This is a genomic window from Streptomyces sp. NPDC048825 (assembly GCF_043198355.1).
GTDB classification, from domain to species: Bacteria; Actinomycetota; Actinomycetes; order Streptomycetales; family Streptomycetaceae; genus Streptomyces; species Streptomyces xiangluensis.
Map to the genome: position 1 here is coordinate 206,717 of NZ_JBICUR010000015.1, position 24,646 is coordinate 231,362.

The following is a 24,646-nucleotide window of genomic DNA, read 5'->3' on the forward strand; positions in this document are numbered from 1 at the left end:
AGGCGGTACCCAGCCGCCGGAAATGCGGTCGCGGTAGCGAGAACCGCTGGGTCATCATGACGTCGTGATTCACGGACGCGATGGCTGGGCAGGTGTTGCCGCACCGCGCGGGCCGTGATGCGGCCCTTACGGGCACCGACGAGAGGCAGAGGAAGATGGTCTACAGCAAGCAAGAAACGACGGGCGTCCCGACGTGTTGTCACGCGACCAGGTAAAGCACGATCCCCGGTTGCGCCGACGCTTGATGTGAGGCTGTTTCCCATGTTCGATCCGGTCATAGCGCCCAGCGGTACGCTGCTCGGCCTGCTCCAGAGGGGCCGCGGCGACGGCACGCTGCACGCGCTCACCGCACCGCGCCCCGAGGCGCTCACCGCGCTCAACGCGTGTGTGCTGCACGACCCCCGCCACGACTGGCAGGTGGAGAACCGCTCCCTGTTCTACGCCCGCCTCTATCTCGACCTGAACGGCGAGCTCGACGAGATCGAGGCCCACCTCTTCGACGCCGAGGACATCCTCGACACGGACGAGTCACGCACGGGCCTCGCGCTCGCCGTGCTCGGGCATCTCGCCTCGTACGGCAGGCGGGACGCGCTCGAACTGCTGCGGCGGTACGCCGCCCGCGGCAGCAATTGGGCCTGGGCCCTGGACGAACTGGCACTGCGTGACGACGACGCCGGACTGCGCGCCCTCGCGGCGCCGGTCCTCGCGCGCTTCCCGGCAGACTCCGAGGGCGAGGCCGAACTCGCCGCCGCCGTGCGCGACGCCTTCGAACCCCGGCCCTGGCGGCTGTGGGCCGAGGACTCCCGCACATCCATCGCCACACGCGTGCGTGCCGCCCAAGAAGCAGGCTCCTTCGACCGCTGGCAGCGGCAGATGCAATCCTCCGGGCCCCGTCCCGGGTGGAGCGTGCGGGCCGTCTTCGAATGGGCCCAGCAGGGCGTCGAACGTGGAGCCGCGCTCCATGTCCCGGCCGCCCGCTGCCTCACCGCCGTCGCAGGGCCCGACGACCGTCCCGAGATCATCGACGCGGCCCGGCACGGCGACGACGGCGCGCGCTGCACGGCCCTGCGCTACCTCGCCGACAGCCACGATCCCGACGTACTGGACCTGATCGAGGCCGCTCAGACCGCCGGCTCGCGACTCGTCGTGGATGCCGCCGTGGACGCCTTCGAGCGGATGCGCAGCATCGCCGCCGTGGAGCGGGCGCGACGGTGGGCGCACCGGCCCGACGCGCTCGGTCAGGCCGCGGGGCGTGTGCTCGCCTGCCGGGGCGGCGCACAGGACAGCGAGCTCGTGTTGGGCGCCCTGCGCGAGGCGGTACGGGGGGACGGGCCCGACGCGCCGACCTTGTGCACCCTCGTCGACGGCGCAGGCCGGCTCGGTATCGCGTGTGCCGCCCCCGTGCTGCGCCACGTCTACCGTGAGACGGCCTCGTCGCATCTGCGCGGGCGCACGGCTCGCGCGCTGGCCGCCACCGATCCGTCCTTTCCCGCCGGGTTCGCCGTCGAGTGCCTATGGGACTGCGAGGAGACGACCCGGGAAGTCGCCGCCCGGCACGCCGAGACCGGTGACGCCCGTGTGGTCGACCAGCTTCGGCGGCTCGCCGCCGATCCCGCCGAGGAGGCCGAGGTGCAGACGGCGGTCCGCAGCAGAATCGGCCCGGACACGACCGCCGTGTGAAGGCCGGCGCGTCCACAGTGTGAGATCGGGCGCCTCTGCGGTGTGAGGCGGGATGCGACCGTGGTGTGAGCGTGTTGTCGACCGCCCGTAGCCCGTTGGTACGAGCCTGGATGCCGGGGCGTGACCGGGGCGTGATCCGGGGGCGCGCGCAGCGCAACGCTCATGGGACGTTCCCTCTCCGGAAAGATCCACGTTGACGCGGCCACGTCCAGCACGACGACAACACGGGTATGCGTGTCGTCATCGTGACCGAGTCCTTTCCCCCCGACGTGAACGGCGTGGCCCACTGCGCGTTCCAGACCGCCCGACACCTCGTCGACCGCGGTCACGACCCCCTCGTCGTCGCCCCGGCCACCGCCGCCGGCAACGGGCCCGACGCCCTTGCGCCGTGCCCCGTCGTCCGAATCCCCTCCCTACCGCTCCCCGGCTACCCCCAGGTCCGTGTCGCCCTCCCCAGCCGACGCGTCGCCGCCGCGATCACCGAACACCGCGCCGACCTCGTCCACCTGGCCAGCCCCTTCGTTCTCGGCGTCCGCGGCATGGCGGCCGCCACCCGGCTCGGCGTCCCCGCCGTGGCCATCTACCAGACCGACCTCGCCGGATATGCCCGCACCTACGTGCACGCGGGCGAGGCGGCCGCCTGGCGGCGCATCCGCTCCGTCCACGCCGCCGCCGACCGGACGCTCGCCCCGTCCAGCGCCGCTCTGCAGGACCTGGAGGCGCACGGCGTGCCCCGGGTGCGACTGTGGCCGCGCGGCGTGGACACCGTCCGGTTCCGCCCGGAACACCGGGACGACGCACTCCGCCGTGAACTTGCGCCGAACGGCGAGCTGATCGTCGGCTACGTCGGCCGGCTCGCCCCCGAGAAGCAGGTCGAACTCCTCGCCGGGGCCTGCGGCCTGGACGGCGTACGCGTCGTGATCGTGGGCGACGGCCCGAGCCAGACGAGTCTGACCGGGGCACTTCCCGGAGCCGTTTTCCTGGGCCGTCGCACCGGTGACGAACTCGCCCGGATCTTCGCCTCGTTGGACGTCTTCGTGCACACCGGACCGTTCGAGACCTTCTGCCAGACCGTGCAGGAGGCGATGGCCAGTGGCATCCCCGTGGTCGCCCCCGCCGCGGGCGGGCCGCTCGACCTGGTGGCCCACGGGCGCACCGGACTGCTCGTCCCGCCGCGTGACGAGGGCGCCGTACGCGACGCCGTGGCGGCGCTCGTCGCCGATCCGGCGCTGCGGGCGGCATACGGGGCCGAGGCGCGCCGTACCGTCGAGGGCCGCACCTGGGCGGCCGTCGGCGACCAGCTCATTGGGCACTACGCCGATGTGCTCGCCGGAAGGGCGGTGGTGGCGGCATGAGCGAGTCACTGCGGATCGTCCGGCTCGCCAACTTCGTCGCCCCCGCCTCGGGCGGCCTGCGGACCGCGCTGCGGGAGCTGGGCGCCGGTTACCGGGAGGCCGGGCACGAGCCCGTGCTGATCGTGCCCGGCGAACGCGCCACGGACCGCGAGACCGAGCAGGGCCGGGTGATCACCCTGCCCGGACCGGTGCTGCCCGGGACCGGCGGCTACCGCGTACTCACCGACAAGAAGCGTGTGTCCGCCCTCCTGGAGGAGCTCGCGCCGGACCGGCTCGAGGTCTCCGACCGCACGACGCTGCGCTGGACCGGCGTCTGGGCGCGGCGCGCCCGGGTGCCCGCCGTGATGGTCTCCCACGAGACCGCCGACGGTGTACTGCGCACCTGGGGCCTGTCCGAAGGCATCGCACGCCGGGCCTCCGACGCCCTCAACATCCGTACCGCCCACCACTATTCACGCGTGGTGTGCACCACGGAGTTCGCGGAGCGCGAGTTCGTCCGCATCGGCGCCCGCAATGTCGTGCGCGCTCCGCTGGGCGTCGACCTTGAGGGCAGGCGCCCCTCGCTGCGGGACCCGGGGCTGCGCGCCCGGCACGCGCGCGTGGACGAGACCTTGCTGGTGATGTGCTCCCGGCTGTCCGTCGAGAAGCGGCCCGGCACCGCGCTGGACGCCCTGGAGGCGCTGCTGCGCCGTGGGGAACGCGCGGTGCTCGTCGTAGCCGGTGACGGGCCGTTGCGGACCCGGCTCGAACAGCGGGCGCGCGAGCGGCGGTTGCCGGTCACCTTCCTCGGGCATGTGGGCGACCGCGCGCTCCTGGGGGGCCTGCAGGCCTCCGCCGACGTATGCCTGGCCCCGGGGCCCGCCGAGACCTTCGGGCTCGCGGCCCTGGAGGCGATGGCCTGCGGTACGCCCGTCGTCGCCAGCGCCTCCTCCGCACTCCCGGAGGTCATCGGCTCCGCCGGAGCCACCGCGGCCGACAACGGAGAGTCGTTCGCGGACAAGGTGCGGCTGCTGCTGGACCGTCCCGAGAGCGAGCGCCGGGAGGCGGCACGCGCGCGTGCCGCCTGTTTCGGCTGGCCGGCCGCCGTCGAGGCGTTCCTCACGGCGCACGACGCGGCCGTACGGGTCGACCGCCCGTCGTCACAGGCGGGCGCCTCCTCCGCGCGAAGGGCTCGGGAGGGCGTGGCATGAGACCCCTGCGGTTCGTGGCGCTCGGGGATTCCCTCACCGAAGGAGTGGGCGATCCCGTCGGTGAAGGGTGGCGCGGCTGGGCCGCGCTGCTCGCCGACGGGATCGCCCCCGCAGACGCGCCCGCACAGTTCGTCAACCTCGCGGTCAGCGGGGCCCAGACGCGTGACGTCCTGGAGCGTCAGACCCCTGCCGCGCTGGCCGTACGGCCGGACGTCGCCTCGGTCGTCATCGGGGTCAACGACACTCTGCGGTGCAGCTTCGACATCCACGCGGTGGCCGCGCGGCTCGACGAGGTGTACGCGGCGTTCACGCGGCAGGGGGCGGTGCTGCTCACCGCCTGCCTGCCCGACCCGGGCGCGATGCTGGGACTGCCCGGGGCCCTGGCCCGGCCGCTCGCACGGCGCCAGCGGGCCGTGAACACGGTGGTGCACGCGCTCTCCGAGCGGTACGGCGCCGTCCATCTGCACGCCGCGGAAGGGGCGTGGCTCACGGAGCGCGCCATGTGGAGCGCGGACCGGCTGCATCCGGGCGAGCTGGGGCACCGGCAACTCGCCGTACGCTTCCACGCGCTGCTCGCGGAGGCGGGCCTCGCGACGGGGCGTGCGCCTTCTTCGAAGCCCGAATTCCCCGCGCCCACACGCTCGGCGAGCCTGTGGTGGCTGGCCACCGCCGGCACCGGCTGGGTGGCCCGCCGCTGCACCGACCTTCTGCCCCAACTCCTCACACTCGCCGCCGACGAGATCCGCCACCGCGCCCGCGGCACCAGCGCCCGGCTCGACCTGAGCGCGTCGCATGCGGTGGCGTCTGCGCTGGCGGCGTTGTCGGTCACGGAGCAGCCCGATGCGGCGTAAGCCTGGTCAACGGCGCCGCACGGTCACGAACCGCACCGGCGTGCCCGGCGCGGCCTGGGCCGCGGCAGGGAGGTCCGTGGCCCGGACGACGGCGATGACCGGGTAGCCGCCGGTGGTCGGGTGATCGGCCAGGAACACCACGGGCCTGCCGTCCGGGGGCACTTGGATCGCGCCGAGGACCATGCCCTCGCTGGGGAGTTCGCCGGGGCGCGCCCGCTCCAGTGCGGGCCCCTCCGTGCGCAGGCCGATGCGGTTGCTCGCCGAGGAGACCCGGTACGTGTGCGTCGTAAGGGCGCGTACGGCCGATGCCGTGAACCAGTCGTCGCGGGGGCCGAGGGTCACTCTGAGTACGAGTTCGGCGGGCGGGCCCGGCTGCGCGGCGACGTCCAAGCGCACGGGTGGGGCGCTCGGCCGTCCAAGAGGGAGCACCACTCCGTCGCTCAGGGGCGGTGGGCCGAGGCCCGACAGGAGGTCCGTGGAGCGGCTGCCGAGGACCGGCTCGACGGCGACTCCGCCGGAGACGGCGAGGTAAGTGCGTACTCCGGAGAGCGCCGTTCCCACGGACAGCAGTGACCCGGCATGGACGAGCACGGGTGCTCCCCAGGCCACCGGACGCCCGTCCACGGAGATCGGGCAGGGGGCCCCGCCCACGGCGACGGTGACTGCTGAACGCGGGCGCACGGCACATCCGTTGAGCGTGGTCTCCAGGACGGCCGCTTCGGGCGGATTGCCGACGAGACGGTTCACCAGGGCGGCGGCGGGACCGTCCAGCGCACCGGAGCGCGGTACACCCAGGTGGGCGTGGCCGGGGCGCCCCAGGTCCTGCACGGTGGTCAGCGCACCGGCCCGTACGACGGCGAGAGCACGGTCCGTCATGAGGATCCCACCGAAGACGACCCCACCGGTATGAAGCGGACCCGGGTACCCGGGGAAAGCAACGCGGCCGGCACGCGTGCGTGGTCCCACAGCACCACGTCCGTCGTGCCGATCAACTGCCAGCCGCCCGGCGACGGCCGCGGGTAGACACCCGTGTACGGGCCTGCGAGCCCCACGGCACCGGCCGGGACGGTCGTGCGAGGTGTCGCGCGGCGCGGCACGCCGTAACGGGCCGGGAGTCCGGTCAGATAGCCGAAGCCCGGCGCGAACCCGCAGAAGGCGACCCGGAATTCGGCCGCCGCGTGAATCCGCGCCACCTCGTGCACGGGCACATCCCAGAGCGCCGCGACCTCCGCGAGGTCGGGGCCGTCGTAGCGGACCGGGATCTCGACGATCTCCCCGGCGCGCGAGGGCACAGGCGGCACCTGTGAGGCGGCCAGCTGCTCCGCCAGGCGCACCGGGTCGTCGAGGCCGTCCAGGAGGACCGTACGGGCCGCGGGGACGATCTCCCGTACCGAGAGGGCCCCCTCCGCGCGACGGCGCAGCAGATCCGCGTGCAGGGCCTGCGCCTCCTCGTCCGTCGAGACTTCGACGAGAAGGGCACGGTCGCCGACCGGCAGCGCCCTCATGCGAACGCCTCCACGCGCACGCCCGACGCCTCCAGCTTCGTACGGACCTGGCGCGCCAGCTCCACCGCTCCGGGCGTGTCGCCGTGCACGCACAGGGAGCGGGCGCGCACACCGATGTCCCGCCCGGAGCGGGACGCGACGACGCCGGAGCCGGCGAGGCGCACGGAGCGCTCCACAACGGCACCGGGGTCGGTGATCACGGCGCCGTCCTGACTCCGCGGCACGAGCGTGCCCTCGTCCGTGTAGGCGCGGTCCGCGAACGCCTCGGTGACGACCGGGAGTCCGGCCTTCTCCGCCACGGAGAGGAAGCGCGATCCGGGCAGCCCGAGCACGGGGAGCGTGGCGTCCGCGAGGAGCACCCCGTCGACCACGGCCCGGGCCTGTTCCTCGTCGTGGACCACACGGTTGTAGAGCGCGCCGTGCGGTTTGACGTAGGCCACGCGCGCGCCCGCCGCGCGCGTGAAGACCTCCAAGGCACCGATCTGGTACGCCACTTCGGCCGCCAGCTCGTCGGGCGGCACATCCATCGCGCGCCGCCCGAAGCCCGCCAGGTCACGGTAGGAGACCTGGGCGCCGATCCTTACGCCGCGCTCGGCAGCCAGCTCGCACACCCGCCGCATGGTGGCGGCGTCCCCGGCGTGGAAGCCGCAGGCCACATTGGCGCTGGTGACGACGGACAGCAGCTGTTCGTCGTCGGTCAGGCGCCAGCGGCCGAAGCCCTCGCCCAGGTCGGCGTTGAGATCGATCGAGGTCATGGAGATGTCGATTCTTCCTGTCAGGCCACGCGGTACTGCTCGTCGCGGGCGTCGGTGATGAACATCTGTCCCGGTGCGTGGGTGATCGCGAAAGGCGGGCGCGAGGCCATCACCGCTGCCTGCGGCGTCACCCCACAGGCCCAGAACACCGGGATGTCGCCGGGGCCGGCGTCCACAGGATCGCCGAAGTCGGGGCGCGCCAGGTCCTCGATGCCGAGCCCGGCCGGTTCGCCGCAGTGGACCGGGCTGCCGTGCACGGCGGGCAGCAGACTGCTCTCCCGGATCGCCGCGGCCAGGTGCTCGGGCGGGACCGGGCGCATCGACACCACCATGGGGCCGTGCAGCCGCCCCGCGGGACGGCACTGACGGCTCGTCACGTACATGGAGACGTTGCGTCCCTGCTCGAGGTGGCGCAGCGGCACGCCGGCCTCGGTCAGGGCCCACTCGAAGGTGAAGCTGCACCCGATGAGGAACGACACGAGGTCGTCGCGCCAGTGGGCCAGCACGTCCGTGGGCTCGTCGGCCAACTCGCCGTGTTCCCAGACCCGGTAGCGCGGCAGATCGGTGCGCAGATCGGCGCCCGGGGCGAGGACGGTGGTCCAGGAGCCGGCGTCGGTGACGTCGAGGACCGGACAGGGCTTCGGGTTGCGCTGGCAGAACAGCAGCATCTCGTACGCCCAGTCGGCGGGCACCGAGATCAGGTTCGCCTGGGTGTGGCCCGCCGCGCAGCCCGCCGTGGGGCCGGACAGGCCCGAACGGAAGCGGGTGCGCGCCTCGTCGGGGCTCCACGCGTGCGCGTGCTCGTCGAGCCCGTTGTGGTGCCGGAGTTGAGTGTGGTTCACAGGATCTCCTTCCCCCGCGTCTCGGGCAGCCCGAACAGGGCCAGCGCCGCGAGACCGTAGCCGATCGCGCCGAAGACCAGCGCACCGCCGACACCCCAGCTGTCGGCCATGTACCCGACGCAGGTCGGGAAGACGGCGCCCACGGCGCGGCCGGTGTTGTACGTGAAGCCCTGCCCCGTGCCGCGCACCGCCGTCGGGTACAGCTCACTCAGGAACGAACCGAAGCCGCTGAAAATCGCCGACATACAGAAGCCGAGCGGGAAACCGAGCACAAGGAGAAGGGTGTTGGCACCGGTGGGGATGTTGGCGTAGACCAGGATGCAGATCGCCGAGAGCACCGCGAAGAGCCAGATGTTGCGCCTGCGGCCCAGCTTGTCGGTGAGATAACCACCGGTCAGGTAGCCGAGGAAGGCTCCGCTGATCAGGAACGCGAGATAGCCGCCGGTGCCGACGACGGACAGTTCGCGCTCCGTCTTCAGGTACGTGGGAACCCAGGTGGCCAGTGTGTAGTAGCCGCCCTGGACACCGGTGGAGAGCAGAACCGCGAAGATCGTCGTCCGGAGCAGTCCGGGTGATTCGGCTGTGCCCGGTTTGAAGATGGCCTTGAACGATCCCTTCTCGGTGCTCTGCTCACGGCGTTCGGTCGCCTGGGGGGCGTCCTTCACCTGGCGGCGCACCCAGATGACGAGCAGTGCGGGCAGCGCGCCGGTCCAGAACATCACCCGCCAGGCGATGTCGTTGTCCACGAACTCGAAGACCAGCGTGTAGACGATCACGGCGAGTCCCCAGCCGACCGCCCAGGAACTCTGGATCGCGCCGAGCGTGCGCCCCCGGTGCTTCGGGCTCGCGTACTCGGCGACCAGGATCGCGCCGACCGCCCACTCGCCGCCGAAACCGAGCCCCTGAAGGGCACGGAACACCAGCAGGGTCTCGTAGTTGGGTGCGAAGCCGCAGGCCACGGTGAAGACCGCGTACGTGATCACCGTGATCATCAGGGCCTTGACGCGCCCGATCCGGTCCGCGAGCACCCCCGCGATGGCGCCGCCGATCGCGGAGACGACCAGCGTGACGGTCGTGAGGAGTCCGGTCTGGCCGCTGTTGAGGCCGAAGTACGCGGCCAGGACGACCATGCTCAGCGGCAGCGTGAAGTAGTCGTACGAGTCGAGGGCATAGCCGCCGAACGCGCCGCCGAAGGCGCGGCGGCCCCGCGGACCCAGGGCCCGCAGCCAGGCGAACGCGCCCTCGTCGGCGGGGGGTTCGCCCGGACCGGTGCCGGTGTCGGCGGGTAGGGCCTGCGGTGGAGGGGTCGTGCTCATGGTGCACCTCGCAATTGAGGACGGAGGGTGCTTCAGGACTGATGAGCCGTGCCGTGCGGACACGCCGAGGTACGGAACCGGCGTGCGAGAGCCATCGGCGCCGGGACGAGCGGTCGGCGCCATTCCCAGCAAGGTAGAGGATTGTTGAACGATCCCTCAATACCTATGTTGTTTCGTTCTTGTATCTGCGATTGAATCCGGGTGTGGCCGAACTGAACGGACTGGCGGACGATCGCGCACTATTGGGACGAACCAGTACTGCGGAGCGGGTCTCGGACATCCTCAGGAGCCGGATCGCGGAGGGGTTCTTCCCGCCCGGCACGCGGCTGTCCGAGGACAGCATCGGCGGCGCGCTCGGCGTCTCGCGCAACACACTGCGCGAGGCGTTCCGGCTGCTCACGCACGAACGGCTGCTGGTGCACGAGCTCAACCGGGGCGTGTTCGTACGGATCCCGACCGTCGAGGACGTCGAGGACATCTACCGCACCCGGAGCCTCGTCGAGTGCGCCGTCGTCCGTGGCCTCGGCAAGCCGCCGTACGCCGTGGACGGTCTCGCCCGAGCCGTCGCCGACGGGCAGCGGGCGACGGTCGAAAAGGACTGGAAAGCCCTGGGAACGTCCAACATCCGCTTCCACCGGGAGCTGGTGGCGCTCGCCGGAAGCGCCCGCACCGACGAGCTGATGCGCAGGGTCTTCGCCGAACTCCGGCTCGCCTTCCACCTGGTGGACGACCCACGACGGCTGCACGAGCCGTACCTCGCCCGCAACGGCCAGATCCTCAAGGCCTTCCAGGACGGCGACCGGGACGAGGCCGAGCAACTGCTCGCGACCTACCTCGCCGATTCGCGCAGGCGGGTCGGGGAGGTCTATGGGCGACGGGTGGCGGAGAAGAAGCTCGGATGACGCGGGGGCCCTTCTTGGGCGTTTGGGGCGTTGTCAGACCCAGGACCTAGTCTTTGCATCGTGACTTCGCCTGCAACGACGGACAGCGTTCCGCCCCAGCACAGCGCGGGGCCGCGCCCCGCACCGGGCCCGGCCGCCGACGAGGGGCTGGCGCGGCGCCTGCGCGCGCTCGCCTGCACCGCACCCCTGCACGACCTCGATGTACGCAAGGCGAACCTCGCGGGTGAGTACTCCGTGTACGGCATGGCTGAGGTGGCCCTCGCCGCCATCGACCTCGTCACACTGAACATGGACTTCGACACGGGAGCCGACCACGACCAGATCGTGGCCAGGCTCATCCCGCGCATCGCCGCGCAGGCCCCGCGCCGCCCCGTCGCCGAGCACGAGCGCGTGGCCCGCTGGGTCCTGGAGAACCTGATCAACGTCGGCAGCGTCGACCGCGGCTTCCGGGCCGTATACGGCACGTTCACACCGGACGGCTCCTATGTGCGCCGCGACTACGACTTCAAGCTGATCGAGGAGGTGCCCGGCTACGGCGGCAGCGTGTATCTCCGCACGACGGACGAGGCGGTCAACGTCCTCGTGGGCGCCCTCGACACGGACGTCACCAGCGCGCAGATCGCCGCCGAGGTCAAGCTGGAGGTGCTGATCAGCCGCGGCAGGCTCGCCGACGCACAGCTCGCCGCCGAGCAGGCCCGCTATCGGACCGTGCAGTATTCCGAGACGCTCCGCAAAGCCCTGGACGCGACACGGCGCAACGTCCGCGCGGTTGACTGGCTGCAGGCCGTCCCCGACATGATCGCCGAGGCACTCGACCACGTGGCCGACCGCTATCGCCACGAGAACGCGATCCTCACCAACATCCGCAAGGCGCGCGACGAGTCCGAGGATCCCGAGCACAAGCGCCGTGCCGCCGAGCTCGTCGACATCGTCAAGGACTGCATCCGCCGCCATACGCAGTTGCAGTCCCGGCTCCTGGAGGCCGGCCCGCTGTTCCGCGCCGAGCAGGACCGACAGGCCTTCGCCGCGCCCATGGCGACGTCGGGGATAGACCTGTACGGGCACCTTGTCGCGCCGGTGCTGCCCCTGCCCGTCGATCAGGCGCTGCGCGTGACGGACGCGTTCTTCGCGCGCGGGTCGGGGCTCCGCACTCCCGTGTCCGTACGGGTCGGGGATCTGGTCGACATCCTGCTGACGCCGCCCATGGAGCGGGAGCATCTCGGGGCGGAGATGCCGGAGCCGGATCTGATTGCCACGCCGGATGACAGCCGGTTCAGCGAGGAGCAGTTGGCTGCCGCCATGGAGCTGCTGGATCTGCCCGCGGATGCGCCGCGGCGGCTGTCCGGGATCCTTGACGACGCCCGGTGTCAGGATCCTGAACTGCCTTACCTCGTCGCGCTGCTGGCCGTCCACGCGGCCAGTCCGCCGGTGGGGACCGCTCATCGCCAGGGTGAGGAGAAGCTGTTGTTCGCGGTGGACGACGGGATGGAGCTGGACGATCCCGAGTTCGGCGGGGCCGATTTGATCGTGGGTACGGCGACGCTCCGCTTGGAGGGCCGGTGAAGCGCGGGTTGTCGTTTGACTGCGGGCCGTCAGCGGTTGCTCGCGCCCACGATGGGGGTCCCCTCGCTCATGGGGGTCCCCCCGCTCATGGGGGTCCCCCCGCTCGAGCGAAGCCGAGAGTGGGGGAGAAGCCGAGAGTGGGGGAGGAGCCGCACATGTCACCGCCCCGCGTCCCTTACACGGGCGCTCTCACCGCCGTACCTCTGAACAAGGAGCCGAAGCCGTGACCGAGCACGTCGAGTGGAGTGAGCCGGATGCCGTCGCCGTGCCGGCGTCCGCCGCCGTCACTCCGGCCGACGCCGCCGACGCGGCCCGGCTCGTCGCCTTCGGGCTGCAGCCCAAGCTCCAGCCCGCCCGCGACCAGGAGTACGCCGAGCTGTTGCGGCGGTATCGGGAAGACCCGGCGTTCGCCCGGCTCGCCGATGCCGTTGCCGCGGGGCTCGGGCTGGTCGTGCTGGAGGTTTCACCGCGCGCAGGGATGGCGGTGACCGCGGCCGAGGACTCGGTGTTCGCCGTGCGCATGGGGGACTACGCACGGCGGGCGTCCGCGGACGCCGGGGACCGGTTCCTGCACGGTCTCGCGCATCTCGCTGTCGCCGCGATGGCGTTTCCGCGGCCCGAGGATCTCGCCGACGACGGGTACATCGGGCGCGTTTCGGTCAACGGAGTGGACGCCTTCGTACGGCAGGCCTGCCGTCGCCTGGAGGAGCGGGCCGAGGAACAGGGGGACAACACCGACCCGGCCACCGACGCGCCCGGCCTCGAGGCCGCCTGGCGGATCTGGGCCAGACGCAGCGCGACCGGGGCGACCAAGGACGCACGCCGCCTTGCCGGTTCGACCACCGGCATCGTGGGCAAGGCCGTCGCGTTCCTCACCGACTCCGGGTTTCTGCAGCGCACCGGGGACGACGGCGGAGGGACGTACCGCACGACCGCCCGCTACCAGCTCCAAGTGCGCGACATGGCGGGCAGCGCCGCCATGGCCGAGCTGCTCGAGCTGGGCATCGTGCCGGTCACCGACGGCACCGCGACCCTGCTGCCCGCCGAGGACACCGACGACCTGGAGCTGGCGGCCGACGCGGGGCTGCCGTTCCACTCCTGACCTCGACGATTCCTGATCACGACGATTCCTGATCATGACCACTCCCGACTCCGACCCCCCCGAACGTGATCGCTCCCGACCGCGACTGAACCAACTCCCTTCCGAATACGTCCGACTACGTCCGATTACGAGAGTCCGCCGCCATGTACGAGCTGTCCCGGGTCCGCCTCTACTCCATCGGGCCGGCCGGTGCGCGCTACGCCGACACCGTGCTGGACCTGCGGGGTGTCGGCGAGCCCGTGCCCGACCCCGCGCCCACGCAGGCGGAGTTCTTCGAGGAGGAGCCGACCGGGCCGCCGCGCCGTCCCGCGCCCGCGGGTGTGCTCTTCCTGGAGAACGGCGGCGGCAAGTCCGTACTGCTCAAGCTGATCTTCTCGGTGATGCTGCCGGGGCACCGGAACACGCTGGGCGGGGCCAGTTCGGGTGTGCTGCGGAAGTTTCTGCTCGCCGACGACTGCGGGCATGTGGCGCTGGAGTGGCAGCACACGCTGACCGGTGAGTGCGTTGTGGTCGGCAAGGTGAGCGAGTGGCGCGGGCGCCAAGTGTCCAACGATCCGCGGAAGTTCGCGGAGGCGTGGTACTCGTTCCGGCCCGGACCGGGGCTGAGCCTCGACAATCTGCCGGTCGCCGAGGCCACCGCCGTGCGGCCGCACGGCGAGGGCGTGTCAGGGGCCCAAGGGCGGCGGCGCACGATGAAGGGTTTCCGGGACGCGATCACGGATGCGGGGAAGGCGTACCCGCACCTGGAGGTGCACTGGGAGGAGATCCACGACCGCTGGAACGAACACCTCGGGGATCTCGGTCTGGATCCAGAACTCTTCCGCTACCAGCGGGAGATGAACGCCGACGAGGGCGAGGCAGCCGGCCTCTTCGCGGTCAAGAAGGACTCCGACTTCACCGACCTGCTGCTGCGCGCGGTCACCGACACCCGTGACACCGACGGGCTCGCGGACCTGGTCGGCGGGTTCGGCAACAAGCTGGGGCGTCGCGCCGAGCTGATCGCCGAGCGGGAGTTCACAGCGGGGTCCGTGGAACTGCTCGGGCGGATCGTGGAGGCGGCCGAGACCCGTTCGCGCGCGCGGGACATCCACACGGCCGCCGAGCGGCGTACGCGCACGCTGGCCCGGCGGCTGACCGCGCGCGCCGTGCAGGAGCGGGCCCGGGCCGCCGATCTCGCCCAGCAGGTCACCGCTGCCGCGCACACGGTCACCGAAGCCGAGGGTGCTCGCTCCAAGAGCGCCCTGATCGCGGCCGAACTCGCCTACCGGCACGCCTCCTTGGCACTCGCCGGCGCCGAGAAGGCAGCGACGGCGCAGAAGCGCGAGCTCGCCGACGCGCGCACGCTGCACTCCGCCTGGCAGGCCGCCGAGGCGGTGCTGCGCCACCGGGCGGCCGCGGACCGCTCCGCGCGCGTGTCCGCCGCGATCCGTGAGGCCGAGCGGGATGCCGCGCCCGCGCTCGCCGCGCGCGCCAGGGCCGCCGTCGACCTCGTCCGCGCGCTGCACACCGCGGCCGAAGGAGCCGAGACGGTCGCCAACGAGGAGGAGGAGCGCTCCGCCGCGCTCCAGGAGACCGGAGAGGCCGCCCACCGCGACTCCACGGCCGCCGCCACCGAGGCGCAGCGCGCCCGCAGCGAGGCCGGTCACCTGCGGCAGCGGCTGGGCGAGGTCGAGCAGGAGACCGCCGAGGCGGTACGCGCCGGATGGCTCGACGACACGGCCCCCGACGCCGACCCCGCGCGCGCGGCCCTGGCGGCCAGCGACGCCGAGAAGTCCGCCGTCGCTGCCTGGGACACCGCACGCGAGGCGTCCCGCCGGGCTTCGGAACACGCCCGAGAGGCCGCAGCCACCGAGTCCCGCGCCGAGCTCACGGCGGCCCGCGCGTCGGACGCGGCGACGGCCGCCGAGCGTGCGTACGACGCGGAGCGGCGCACCGGCGAAGCCCTGGCGGAGGAGGAACGGCTGGCCGAACTGCTGAGCTTGCCGGGGGCGGCTGCCTCGGGCCCGGGCCGCGGTGGGGTGCCGATGCCCCGAGCGGCGGCGGACGGCTCCGGAGAGCCCGCGCAGGGTGTGGCTTCTGCGCAGGGTCCGGCCGGCGGCGCGGGTGTGCCCGGCGTCAGCCGGGATGCGGGTGCTGCCCACGGCCGGAGTGCCGCCGCGCGGCCGACGACCGAAGTCGCCCTCACCGCCGAGGAGTTGGACCGTTACGCCGACGAACTGCGGGAGTTGCTCGACGACGGGGTCACCTCCGCCGAGCGGCAGCTCTTCGAGTTGCGGACCGCGGCGGCCGATGACGCGCGGATTCTCGGCGCCCTCGGTGACGGCGGGCTGCTGCCACCGGGGCCGGACGTCGTGGCCACCGTGGAGTACCTGGGGGAGCGTGGTATCCCCGCGCTCCCCGGCTGGCGCTATCTCGCGCAGGCCGTCGACCCCGTCGACCACGCACGCGTGCTGACCGCCCGGCCCGAGCTGGTGGACGGCGTCATCATCACGGATCCGGAAACCCACGCGCGCGCACGCGAAGCCCTCGCCGATGCCGCGCTGCTGCCCCGGTCCGCCGTGGCCGTCGGTACGGCCGCCGCGCTGCTCGCCCCGACGCCGGCCCACGAAGCGGGCGACGGCGGCCGTGGTGACGTATTCCTCGTACCGCCGAACCCGGCCATGCACGACGAGCACGCCGCCGACGAGGAACGGCAGGCGTTGCGCACACGTGCGACCGAACGGGACGAGGAGATCCGGGAGTTGGCGGCCCGGCTGGCCAAGGACCGTGAGCTGGCGGCGCGCCTCGCCTCCTGGCGGGCCGGGTGCCCGGCGGGCCGGCTCGCCGAACTGGCCGTGGCGGCCCGCGATGCGCGGGCGTTCGCCGAGGAGGCCGAGGCCGAACTGGCCGAGGCGCGCACGGTGCGGGCCGAGGCCGACGAGGCCGCGTCCGACGCGGCCCGGGTACGGGACGAGCGCCAGGACGCCGCACAGCGGGCCCGACGCGCCGCCGACGCGCTCGCCGGACTCGCCTTCCGGCTGCGCGAGCGGGCCGGCTGGCAGGCCAGGCTGCGCGAACTCGCCGACGAGGCAGCCGAGTCGGAGGCCCGCGCCCAGTCCTGCCTGGAGCGAGCCCGAGCCGCCGACGAGGACCGGCGCGCCGCCCAACGCGCCGCCGACGACGCCCGCCGCACCGCCCGCACCCTGCGCGCCGAACGCGCGGAGATCGCGGGCGTCCCCGACGACGTACAGGAGGACGCGGCGACGGAGGGCGAGGGCGCTCCCCAGGCAGAGACAGCAGGAGACACGCCAGGCGACAAGGCCCCCGGTCGCGCCCACCCCAAGCCGTCCCTCCCGGCCCTCCGCGAGGCCTACCGCGCCGCGTCGCAGCTCTACGAGAAGGTCGGCGTCGGTGCCGATCTGCGCGCCGAGCAGGCGCGGGCCGAGAGCGACGAGAGCGCCGCGCTCGCCGAGCTGGACCGGCTCAGCAACAAGGTGCGTACACGCGCGGCGCAGCTTCTGGAGTCCCCGGACGGTTCCGACGGTCCGTCCCGGCAGGCCGCCGCCGCCCGGGCCGAGGAACTCGTCCAGCTGCTGGAGACCCGTATGTCGACCGCGAGCGAGCAGCTCGGACGGCTGCGCGGCGAGGCCGAGCGGCACGCCCCCGAGGACGGCGAGGCTCACACCGAGCTGCCCGGGGAGCTTGTCCCGCGAGACGCCGAGCATGCGCAGAGCCTGCTGCGTACCGCCACGGCCGAACTCGCCTCCCGTACCGAGGCGTTGAGCCAGGCGCGCGAGGTCCACGCCGAACTGCTCGACGCCCACCGAGCCGCCGAGGACGCGGCCGGCGGCTTCGACGAGACGGCCGCCCTCCTACGGGACCTCCTGCGCGAGCACACGACGGACGAGGAGCAGGAGGAGCCCGAGCCGTACCCGGGCACCCTCGATGAGGCGCGGCAGTCCGCCGCCGAGACCCGCCGCTCCCTGCGGGGCTGCGCCGCCGACCTCTCCGCCGCCGAGTCAGCCGTACGCGACGCGAGCGATGTCCTCGTACGGCATGCCAACTCGACACGTTACGAGCAGGTCCGCACCCCCGCCCGGCAGCAGATCCGCGAGCTGCCCGCCGCCGCGCTGCCCGAGCACGCCCAGAAGTGGGCGGACGCCTTCGCACCTCGGCTCCGGGTCCTCACCGATGAGCTGGCGCAGCTGGAGCGCAACCGGGACTCGATCGTGGACCGGCTGCGAGGACTGGTGGAGTCGGCGCTGGCCACGCTCCGCTCCGCTCAGCGGCTGTCCCGTCTCCCCGAAGGGCTCGGCGAGTGGTCCGGGCAGGAGTTCCTGCGCATTCGCTTCGAGGAGCCCGACCAGGCCACGCTCACCGAGCGGCTCGGCGAGGTCATCGACGAGGCGACGCGAGCGGCCGTGAAGAAGAACTCCGACCTTCGCCGCGACGGCATGACGCTGCTCCTGCGCGGTGTCGGCGCGGCACTCCAGCCGAAGGGCGTCGCCGTCGAGATCCTCAAGCCGGACGCCGTACTGCGCGCCGAGCGTGTCCCCGTCGGGCAGATGGGCGATGTGTTCTCCGGCGGCCAGCTGCTCACCGCCGCCATCGCCCTGTACTGCACGATGGCCGCCCTCCGCTCCAACGACCGGGGCCGCGACAAGCACCGCCACGCCGGCACGCTGTTCCTCGACAACCCCATCGGCCGCGCCAACGCGACGTACCTGCTGGAACTGCAGAGGGCGGTCTCGGACGCGCTGGGCGTCCAACTCCTCTACACCACCGGCCTGTTCGACACGACCGCGCTGGCGGAGTTCCCGCTGGTGATCCGGTTGCGGAACGACGCCGACCTCAGGGCGGGCCTGAAGTACATCAGCGTGGAGGAACACCTCCGGCCGGGACTGCCACAGCAGCCTCCGGCCGGCGAGGGGGAGTCGGTACACAGCGAGATCACGGCGACGCGAATGTACAAGAGGCCGGCGGCCAGCGCCCCTTGAGGGGCGCTGGGCGGTATCGATGTGCGGCTCGGCCGCGTGGACGCGATCAACCACAAACGACCCGCAGTCGCCCCACAGGCTCCGCCACGGAATCCTCAGGCGTCCGATTTCAAGAGATCGGCACACTTCTCGCCGATCATCATCGTCGTGATGCATGGATTCACGGTGACGAGATCCGGCATGACGGACCCGTCCGCGACCCGCAAGCCCTCAACCCCCTTGACCCGCAGCCGAGCGTCCAGCGGTGCCGAGGCGTCATCGTCGGCCCCCATCTTCACGGTGCACGACGGGTGATAGACGGTGTTGTGGGTCTTGTGGATGTAGTCGAGTAGTTCGTCATCCGTCCGCACATCCGGCCCGGGCGCCAACTCCGCCCCGGCCCACCCGCTCAGCGCGGGCTGTTCGGCGATGCGACGGGCGAGCCGAAGCCCGTAGGTCATGACCCGCATGTCGTGCTCGTGGGTGAAGTACCGCGGGTCCACCCGCGGCTTGTCCCGGTAGTCGCGCGTGCGCAACCGCACCGTGCCCCGCGACTTCGCCCGCGTCACGTTCGGCGTCAGGCAGAACGCGTTCTCCGAGGTCGGATAGCCCCACCGGGCCGTGTTCATGTCGAACGGAACCGACCCGTAGTGGAACATCAAATCCGGCCGGTCCAGGCCAGGTTCGGTGTCGTAGAAGATGCCCGCCTCCCACCACTGGCTGGAGGTGGTCGTCATGGGCTGCTTGGCGTCCCACATGATGACGCCCTCGGGATGGTCCTGAAGGTTCTCCCCGACGCCGGGGGAGTCGACCACCACCTCGACGCCCACCTCGCGCAGATGTCCGGCCGGTCCGATGCCCGACAGCATCAGCAGCTTCGCGCTGTCGATCGAGCCGCAGGACACGATCACCTCACGCCGGGCGCGCACGGTCCGGGTGTGGATCAGGTCCGGGTCCAGATACTCGGCACCCACGCAGCGCCGCCCGTCCAGTACGAGCTTCTTGGCCCGCACCCCGGTCCGTACCTTCAGGTTCGGCCGTTTGCCGAGGATCGGGTGCAGATATGCGACCGACGAGGACTGCCGGGTGTTGTTCTCGTCGGAGTTGATCTGGAACCAGTTGGCGCCGCGGACCACCGTCCTGCCCGTGTTGAAGGCGACGGTCGGGATGCCCGCCTGTGCGCAGGCCTGCAACAGGGCTGTGCCACACGGGTCGTCGCTCTTCAACGTACGGAGCTTCACCGGCCCCGTACGCCCGTGGTGTTCCCCCGGCGCGTCATTGGACTCCAGGCGCTGGTACAGCGGGAACAGATCGGCCGCGCTCCAGCCCGTACAGCCCTCGGCCGCCCAGTCGTCGAGATCCTCGGCCGGTGCCCAGAAGGCGATGCAGGAGTTGTGCGAGGAGCAGCCGCCGAGCACCTTGGCGCGGGCGTGCCGCATGAAGCTGTTGCCGCTGGCCTGCGGCTCGACCGGATAGTCCCAGTCGTAGCCGGACTCCAGCAGCCCCATCCAGCGCTCCAGCTTCAGGACGTCGTCGTCGCCGACGTCGCTGGGCCCCGCCTCCAGGAGGCACACGGTGACGGACGGGTCCTCGGAGAGCCGGGCCGCGACCACGTTCCCCGCGGTGCCGCCGCCGACCACCACATAGTCGAACTCATCTGTTTTCATGGAGAGTTGACCTCCTCGGAGTCAGATCCTCGGGTCGGCCGCCTACTCGGACGCCGGTGAAGCGGCGGGCGCTACGGGCGCGGGCTGCTGCAACTGGTGCTCGGCGAGCACCCCGGTGCGGTGCCGCTGCACGAACCAGTAGTAGGCGAAGCCGCCCGCCATCACGATGCCGACGAAGAGGACGGCGCCCCAGCGCAGATACCAGTGGTACGGAGCGGTGGCGTTGTAGACGGCCTGGCGCGGCCAGATCAGGTTGGTCATCATGGCCGCGCCCCACACCACGGCGACGATGTTGACGAGCAGACCCCAGCGGCCGAGCGAGAACTTGCCGTCGCCTGCAGGCTGCCACTTGCCGCGCAGCCTGGCCACCAGCATGGGGCCGGTGACCAGCAGATACGCGAGGTAGATCAAGATGATGCCGATACTGGTGACCACGGTGAAGATCTGCGGCTGGCGGATGTTGACCACCAGGATCGCCAGCGCCAGGACGCCGATGATCACCGCGGGCACGATCGGGGTCTGGAAGCGCGGGTGGACCTTGGCCAGCTTGGAGGAGGCGGGCAGGTTGTTGTCCCGGGCCATCGCGAAGGCCAGCCGGATCGCCGCCGTGTGCACGGCCAGGGCGCACACGGTGACCGCGATGAACACGCACCACAGCATGGCCTTGCCCGCGTCCTCACCGAGCACGTTGAGGACGATGTACTGCAGGCCGTCCGTGGACAGTTGCTCGCCCTCCAGGCTGGACACGCTCATCAGCGCGAGCAGCAGGATGAGCCCCCCGAGGAGGAACGAGGCGAAGATGGCGCGGAGGATGGCGCGCGGCGCGTTGCGCGACGGGTCGAGGGACTCCTCGCCGAGCGAGGCGGCCGTGTCGAAGCCGTACATCACGTACGCGGACGCCAGCGACGCGACCAGGAACGCGCCGAGGTAGCCGCCGGGCTGGCCCGCTCCCGTGCCGTTCGTATCCAGCACGACCTGAGGTCCACGGGTGATATGCACGGCGAACAGCACGATCAGTACGACGGTCGCGATCAGCTCGATGAAGACGCCCGCCGTATTGATCCTGGCCATCAGCTTCACACCGAGGGCGTTCACCAGGGTGGTGAAGAGAATGAGTACGGAGGCCAGCAGCACGGCGTTGGTGGCGACGTCGTACTTGCCCGTGCCGTCGCCCACGAACTGGAACACGGAAGAGATCTGGGGAAGCGTCAACTGGTAGGCAAGGGCCACGGCAGCGATCGACACGATCGAGGCGATCAGCATCGTCCAGCCCGCCAGCCAGCCTATGTGTCGATTGCCCACCTTCTTCGACCAGTTGTAGACGGAGCCGGCCACGGGATAGCGGGCGGCGAGTTCGGCGAAGCACAGCGCGACCATGAACTGGCCGACGAAGACCATGGGCCAGGACCACCAATAGGCGGGCCCGCCGCTGCCGTAACCGAAGTAGAAGAGCTGGAAGGTGCCGGTCAGGATCGAGATGTAGCTGATGCCGGCGGCGAAGGTGTGGAAGTTGCCGAGCGTGCGCTTGAGTTCGGGTTTGTACCCGAACTCGGCGAGCTCGGAATCGTCGTGATTGTGCTCGGGTGACTCAGCGGTGGTCGTCATGCGCGGACTCCTGGGGAGAGGGGGGATCCCGGGTGGGAGGGGAGCGCGGCTGGTGCGGGTCGCTGTCGTACGGGGTCGCTGCCGTACCTGGTCGTTGGCCTACGGTTCTGGATCTTGTGGGGGACGTACGTGGCCTGAATCATACGGACGTGCGAGCACTGGAACACGTGTGACTCAAGCGAACCAACCCTGTGGGCTGGGATTCGTCGTCCGCCAGATGTGCTTCGCCTCGCGATACTCGGCGAGACCGGCCGGCCCGAGTTCCCGCCCGAACCCGGACTGCTTGAAGCCGCCCCACTCCGCCTGCGGGACGTACGGGTGGTAGTCGTTGATCCACACCGTGCCCAGGCGCAGCGCGGACGCCACTCGCTGCGCCCTGGCCTCGTCGGACGTCCACACCGCGCCCGCGAGACCATAGATCGTGTCGTTGGCCAGCCGTATCGCCTCCGCCTCGTCCGAGAACCGCTCCACGGTCAGCACCGGCCCGAAGGACTCCTCCTGGACGACCGACATCCCGGCCGAGCACTCGTCCAGAACGGTTGGCGGATAGTAGAACCCGTCCGCGTACGCCGGATCCGTCGGCCGCTTCCCGCCACAGCGCAGGACCGCCCCCTCCGCCAGCCCCTGGGCGACGTACGCCTCGACCTTCGCCCGGTGCGCCGCCGAGATCAGCGGTCCGGTCTGTGCCCGCTCGTCGAACGGGCCGCCGAGCCGGATCTGAGAGGCCCGCCGTACGACCTCGTCGACGAACCGGTCGTGCAACGAGTCCTCGACCAGCAGCCGCGCCCCCGCTGAGCAGACCTGCCCCGAGTGCAGGAAGACGGCGGTCAGCGCCATGTCGACGGCGGTTTCGAAGTCGGCGTCGGCGAAGACGATGTTGGGGTTCTTGCCGCCGAGTTCGAGGGCGACCTTCTTCACCGTCCCGGCCGCCGCGGCCATGAGCCGGCGGCCGGTCTGAAGACCGCCGGTGAACGAGACCAGGTCGACGTCCGGGTGGTCGCCGAGCGGCGCTCCGGCCTCGGGTCCTGCGCCGAGGATCAGATTGGCCGCGCCCGCGGGCAGCCCGGCCTCCTCCAGGAGGCGCATCAGATGGACAGCGGTGTGCGGGGTGAGCTCGCTCGGCTTGAGGACGAAGGTGTTGCCCGCGGCCAGCGCGGGGGCGACCTTCCAGGCGGTCTGGAGGAGCGGGTAGTTCCATGGCGTGATCAGCGCGCAGACACCAACCGGCTCGTACACGACCCGGCTGTCGACCCCCGCCGTCCCCGTGTCGACGACCCGGCCGGTCTCGCTCGCCACCAGCCGGCCGAAGTAACGGAAGCAGTTCGCGATGTCGTCGATGTCGTACGCGCTCTCCACCAGGCGTTTTCCGGTGTCGAGGGACTCGGCGCGGGCCAGCGCGTCCTTGTCGCGTACAAGGAGATCCGCGACTCGCAGCAGCAGGTCACCGCGCTCGTTCGACGGCGTCCGCGGCCAGGGACCCTCGTCGAAGGCCCGTCTCGCGGCCGCGATCGCGTCGGCGGTGTCCCGGCCGCCCGCCTCGTCCACCACTGCCACCAGGGAGCCGTCGGCCGGGCAGCGGATTTCGCGGGTCCGTTTCTCCCGCGCGCTCGTCCACGCGCCACCGATGAAGAGATCAGCCATCTGTGCCTCCCAGCACCCCGATGAGCCACTCTTGGAATATCCGGATGGGGTGCTCCGTGGGCACCAGCACCCCGCCGCGCCGGCAGGCACGGAGGCCATCGCGGGCTGCGTACGTGCGCAGGCCTCGAAGTCCTGAGAGTTGACTCGGTGGAATAGTTCCACGGACTTCGAGACATCGGCACCGGACGCGATGACCTCGGGTGCGCAGAGCCAGTCGCACTCAACGACCGTGCGGTCCTCGGCGAGCGGGAACATCGAGCGGGAACCTGCGGTGCAGGATCACATGGCCTGGTACGAGATTGATGAAAACGGTGGGTTTGACCGTGATCGCGTAATAACGGCGGTCCTGGTCCTCCGCGACCGAGGGCAGCTTCGCGAAGCCCTCGCTGCCGTCGACGGTGAACCCTTGACCCCGTCGCCGGACTTGGCGCCGTGGCCCACGTAGTACTGGGCGGCGTATCAGCCGGCGAACTCCGGGAGTACATCGGTGAGACCGTGCGCCTCGTCCCCTGCTTCCGGTCCGACCTGTACGGTGCACGCCGGTTCGCGGCGGCGGCTCGCCATCGACACAGTCCGCATCGAAGGGGGCTCGATCATCGGCGGCGCGCCGGACGAGGGCGGCTTCCTAGCGAGGTGCGAGCGCGACGGCCGCACAACGGCGGTGCTCTCCGTGGAACGCCCGCGCCCCTTCGAGCCGGCCAGGCGCGAACTGGCGCGCGGGGCAAGCGTGGTGGAGGCGGCAGTCGCCTACCGGTGAGCCGGTCGGCCTCGAGTTCCGGACCAGCTCACCGGGAGCTCATCAGGAGTGCGACAACTGCCCCGCGCCGCCCCGACGGCGTATCCGCTCCTTGGCGCGCTCGGACGCCCGCTCCTGGCGCCGTGCTTTGCGGCGCTCACGTCGCAGGGCACGCGCCGTGCTGCTCGGCGTCGACACCACGCCGTTCCGCTGCATCCACACCTGTCGGGTCACCCACACGTCCAGCGCGCCCCACGTGGCAACCACCGTGCTCGCCACGCTGCTGAGGACCATGGGGAACGCGAGCCAGGAACCGGCCAGCGTGCCCAGGAAGGCCACCATCGCCTGGATCAGCGTGAGGGCGATGATGATGACGGCCCGCACCGCGGACGTACGCACCGGATCGGGCAGCCGTGGTCGGCGCGCGGGCTCCTCGATCCACAACGGCCGGTAGTACGCCCGCTCTTCCTCCTGTTGCTCCTCCTGCGCCGGAATGTCGCGATCCGGCGCCTGTGCCTGAGCATCCCGCTCCGCCACCGCCGTTCCCCCGACGCTCAGACGGGGCGCCTCGCGCCGCTCTGCCGTGCCCATCAACTTGTCACTCCCCACCGCCCAGCAGCCCCTCGCTTCGGTGTCACGAGACATCAACATCCCACGGCTGCCCGGCTTACGCCGTTTTATGCCACCTGGGTGCGCATACGGCGCCTGAGCCGATTCCGTCCCCAACTCCCATACAGACAGACGATCGACGCACCTCGAAGATTCCCAACGAGCGGAAAATTTCAGCCAACTCACCAAGTCCCCTGAGAGGTTGGCGTTCGGCGTTCTGTGCCGGAATCGGGGAGGCAATCTCCCGCAATGAACGGACAACTGCGGATGTCTTGTTCCTGTCGCGTCGGTGAAACGGAAGTATCCCGTCCGGATGTGCCTTCGAGTTCCTTGTGTGTCGGTAGTAGGCTCACGCCGTTTGTTGACGCACAT

General features: G+C 71.5%; 18 protein-coding genes and 1 pseudogene. 9 read left to right on the forward strand and 10 right to left on the reverse strand.

What is annotated here, in order from left to right; genetic code table 11:
* Nucleotides 1-261: 261 nt before the first annotated feature.
* From ACGFNK_RS32340 to ACGFNK_RS32355, 4 genes are all read left to right on the forward strand, one after another.
* Complete coding sequence (locus ACGFNK_RS32340) at nucleotides 262-1,680, forward strand: HEAT repeat domain-containing protein (protein ID WP_393421556.1); 1,419 nt, start codon at nucleotides 262-264, stop codon at nucleotides 1,678-1,680.
* A gap of 230 nt (nucleotides 1,681-1,910) precedes the next feature.
* Nucleotides 1,911-3,035, forward strand: a complete 1,125-nt coding sequence (locus ACGFNK_RS32345; protein WP_393421558.1) for a glycosyltransferase family 4 protein — start codon at nucleotides 1,911-1,913, stop codon at nucleotides 3,033-3,035.
* The gene (locus ACGFNK_RS32350; RefSeq protein WP_393421560.1) at nucleotides 3,032-4,225 is read left to right on the forward strand and encodes a glycosyltransferase; all 1,194 of its coding nucleotides are present in this window, start codon (nucleotides 3,032-3,034) and stop codon (nucleotides 4,223-4,225) included. The genes ACGFNK_RS32345 and ACGFNK_RS32350 overlap by 4 nt, the downstream gene beginning before the upstream one ends.
* The gene (locus tag ACGFNK_RS32355; RefSeq protein WP_393421562.1) at nucleotides 4,222-5,076 is read left to right on the forward strand and encodes an SGNH/GDSL hydrolase family protein; all 855 of its coding nucleotides are present in this window, start codon (nucleotides 4,222-4,224) and stop codon (nucleotides 5,074-5,076) included. The genes ACGFNK_RS32350 and ACGFNK_RS32355 overlap by 4 nt, the downstream gene beginning before the upstream one ends.
* A gap of 6 nt (nucleotides 5,077-5,082) precedes the next feature.
* Here ACGFNK_RS32355 and ACGFNK_RS32360 read toward each other — a convergent pair whose 3' ends face one another.
* Genes ACGFNK_RS32360 through ACGFNK_RS32380 form a run of 5 tightly spaced genes read right to left on the reverse strand, consistent with a single transcriptional unit; the run spans nucleotide 5,083 to nucleotide 9,494 of the window.
* Complete coding sequence (locus ACGFNK_RS32360) at nucleotides 5,083-5,952, reverse strand: biotin-dependent carboxyltransferase family protein (RefSeq protein WP_393421564.1); 870 nt, start codon at nucleotides 5,950-5,952, stop codon at nucleotides 5,083-5,085.
* Nucleotides 5,949-6,581, reverse strand: a complete 633-nt coding sequence (locus ACGFNK_RS32365) for an allophanate hydrolase subunit 1 (RefSeq protein WP_393421566.1) — start codon at nucleotides 6,579-6,581, stop codon at nucleotides 5,949-5,951. The genes ACGFNK_RS32360 and ACGFNK_RS32365 overlap by 4 nt, the downstream gene beginning before the upstream one ends.
* Nucleotides 6,578-7,336, reverse strand: coding sequence for a LamB/YcsF family protein (locus ACGFNK_RS32370; RefSeq protein WP_393421568.1), 759 nt, complete (start codon nucleotides 7,334-7,336; stop codon nucleotides 6,578-6,580). Before ACGFNK_RS32370 ends, ACGFNK_RS32365 begins: the two co-directional genes overlap by 4 nt.
* Before the next feature lie 20 nt (nucleotides 7,337-7,356).
* Nucleotides 7,357-8,178, reverse strand: a complete 822-nt coding sequence (locus tag ACGFNK_RS32375; RefSeq protein ID WP_393421570.1) for a putative hydro-lyase — start codon at nucleotides 8,176-8,178, stop codon at nucleotides 7,357-7,359.
* Entirely contained in the window at nucleotides 8,175-9,494 is a 1,320-nt protein-coding gene (locus ACGFNK_RS32380) for an MFS transporter (protein WP_393421572.1), read from the reverse strand. The genes ACGFNK_RS32375 and ACGFNK_RS32380 overlap by 4 nt, the downstream gene beginning before the upstream one ends.
* A 203-nt stretch (nucleotides 9,495-9,697) precedes the next feature.
* Here ACGFNK_RS32380 and ACGFNK_RS32385 point away from each other — a divergent pair, with 203 nt between their 5' ends.
* The 4 genes from ACGFNK_RS32385 to ACGFNK_RS32400 all read left to right on the forward strand — a co-directional run bounded on the left by ACGFNK_RS32385 (nucleotide 9,698) and on the right by ACGFNK_RS32400 (nucleotide 18,037).
* Nucleotides 9,698-10,396: a GntR family transcriptional regulator gene (locus ACGFNK_RS32385; protein ID WP_393421574.1), complete on the forward strand. Its 699-nt coding sequence runs from the start codon at nucleotides 9,698-9,700 to the stop codon at nucleotides 10,394-10,396.
* A 60-nt stretch (nucleotides 10,397-10,456) separates the two neighbouring features.
* Complete coding sequence (locus tag ACGFNK_RS32390; RefSeq protein ID WP_393421576.1) at nucleotides 10,457-11,959, forward strand: hypothetical protein; 1,503 nt, start codon at nucleotides 10,457-10,459, stop codon at nucleotides 11,957-11,959.
* 223 nt (nucleotides 11,960-12,182) lie between these two features.
* The gene (locus ACGFNK_RS32395; RefSeq protein WP_386355262.1) at nucleotides 12,183-13,061 is read left to right on the forward strand and encodes a hypothetical protein; all 879 of its coding nucleotides are present in this window, start codon (nucleotides 12,183-12,185) and stop codon (nucleotides 13,059-13,061) included.
* 143 nt (nucleotides 13,062-13,204) lie between these two features.
* Entirely contained in the window at nucleotides 13,205-18,037 is a 4,833-nt protein-coding gene (locus ACGFNK_RS32400; protein ID WP_393421578.1) for a hypothetical protein, read from the forward strand.
* A gap of 95 nt (nucleotides 18,038-18,132) precedes the next feature.
* On the opposite strand, the gene ACGFNK_RS32405 is transcribed toward ACGFNK_RS32400, so the two are convergent.
* From ACGFNK_RS32405 to ACGFNK_RS32420, 4 genes and pseudogenes are all read right to left on the reverse strand, one after another.
* Nucleotides 18,133-19,683: a GMC family oxidoreductase gene (locus tag ACGFNK_RS32405; protein WP_393421580.1), complete on the reverse strand. Its 1,551-nt coding sequence runs from the start codon at nucleotides 19,681-19,683 to the stop codon at nucleotides 18,133-18,135.
* A 42-nt stretch (nucleotides 19,684-19,725) separates the two neighbouring features.
* Nucleotides 19,726-21,288 carry an APC family permease gene (locus ACGFNK_RS32410; RefSeq protein WP_393421582.1) on the reverse strand — a complete coding sequence of 521 codons (1,563 nt, stop codon included), beginning with the start codon at nucleotides 21,286-21,288 and terminating at the stop codon, nucleotides 19,726-19,728.
* 174 nt (nucleotides 21,289-21,462) lie between these two features.
* Nucleotides 21,463-22,929 (reverse strand): aldehyde dehydrogenase family protein, encoded by a 1,467-nt coding sequence (locus tag ACGFNK_RS32415; protein WP_393421584.1) that lies wholly within the window; start codon nucleotides 22,927-22,929, stop codon nucleotides 21,463-21,465.
* A pseudogene (locus ACGFNK_RS32420) lies at nucleotides 22,922-23,421 on the reverse strand (SRPBCC family protein); the annotation flags it as partial. The pseudogene ACGFNK_RS32420 and the gene ACGFNK_RS32415, both read right to left, overlap by 8 nt.
* A gap of 40 nt (nucleotides 23,422-23,461) precedes the next feature.
* Here ACGFNK_RS32420 and ACGFNK_RS32425 point away from each other — a divergent pair.
* Nucleotides 23,462-23,686 (forward strand): hypothetical protein, encoded by a 225-nt coding sequence (locus ACGFNK_RS32425; RefSeq protein WP_393421626.1) that lies wholly within the window; start codon nucleotides 23,462-23,464, stop codon nucleotides 23,684-23,686.
* Nucleotides 23,687-23,728: 42 nt separating this feature from the next.
* Here ACGFNK_RS32425 and ACGFNK_RS32430 read toward each other — a convergent pair whose 3' ends face one another.
* A complete protein-coding gene (locus tag ACGFNK_RS32430; RefSeq protein ID WP_393421586.1) occupies nucleotides 23,729-24,256 on the reverse strand; it encodes a hypothetical protein in 528 nt (175 codons plus the stop codon).
* Nucleotides 24,257-24,646: the final 390 nt, after the last annotated feature.

Bases quoted from the DNA above. Each gene is read 5' to 3' on its own strand.
- ACGFNK_RS32345 (WP_393421558.1), top strand. From the start codon at position 1,911: ATGCGTGTCGTCATCGTGACCGAGTCCTTTCCCCCCGACGTGAACGGC.
- ACGFNK_RS32360 (WP_393421564.1), bottom strand. From the start codon at position 5,952: ATGACGGACCGTGCTCTCGCCGTCGTACGGGCCGGTGCGCTGACCACC.
- ACGFNK_RS32410 (WP_393421582.1), bottom strand. From the start codon at position 21,288: ATGACGACCACCGCTGAGTCACCCGAGCACAATCACGACGATTCCGAG.
- ACGFNK_RS32355 (WP_393421562.1), top strand. From the start codon at position 4,222: ATGAGACCCCTGCGGTTCGTGGCGCTCGGGGATTCCCTCACCGAAGGA.
- ACGFNK_RS32340 (WP_393421556.1), top strand. From the start codon at position 262: ATGTTCGATCCGGTCATAGCGCCCAGCGGTACGCTGCTCGGCCTGCTC.
- ACGFNK_RS32380 (WP_393421572.1), bottom strand. From the start codon at position 9,494: ATGAGCACGACCCCTCCACCGCAGGCCCTACCCGCCGACACCGGCACC.
- ACGFNK_RS32400 (WP_393421578.1), top strand. From the start codon at position 13,205: ATGTACGAGCTGTCCCGGGTCCGCCTCTACTCCATCGGGCCGGCCGGT.
- ACGFNK_RS32430 (WP_393421586.1), bottom strand. From the start codon at position 24,256: ATGGGCACGGCAGAGCGGCGCGAGGCGCCCCGTCTGAGCGTCGGGGGA.
- ACGFNK_RS32370 (WP_393421568.1), bottom strand. From the start codon at position 7,336: ATGACCTCGATCGATCTCAACGCCGACCTGGGCGAGGGCTTCGGCCGC.
- ACGFNK_RS32415 (WP_393421584.1), bottom strand. From the start codon at position 22,929: ATGGCTGATCTCTTCATCGGTGGCGCGTGGACGAGCGCGCGGGAGAAA.
- ACGFNK_RS32405 (WP_393421580.1), bottom strand. From the start codon at position 19,683: ATGAAAACAGATGAGTTCGACTATGTGGTGGTCGGCGGCGGCACCGCG.
- ACGFNK_RS32350 (WP_393421560.1), top strand. From the start codon at position 3,032: ATGAGCGAGTCACTGCGGATCGTCCGGCTCGCCAACTTCGTCGCCCCC.
- ACGFNK_RS32365 (WP_393421566.1), bottom strand. From the start codon at position 6,581: ATGAGGGCGCTGCCGGTCGGCGACCGTGCCCTTCTCGTCGAAGTCTCG.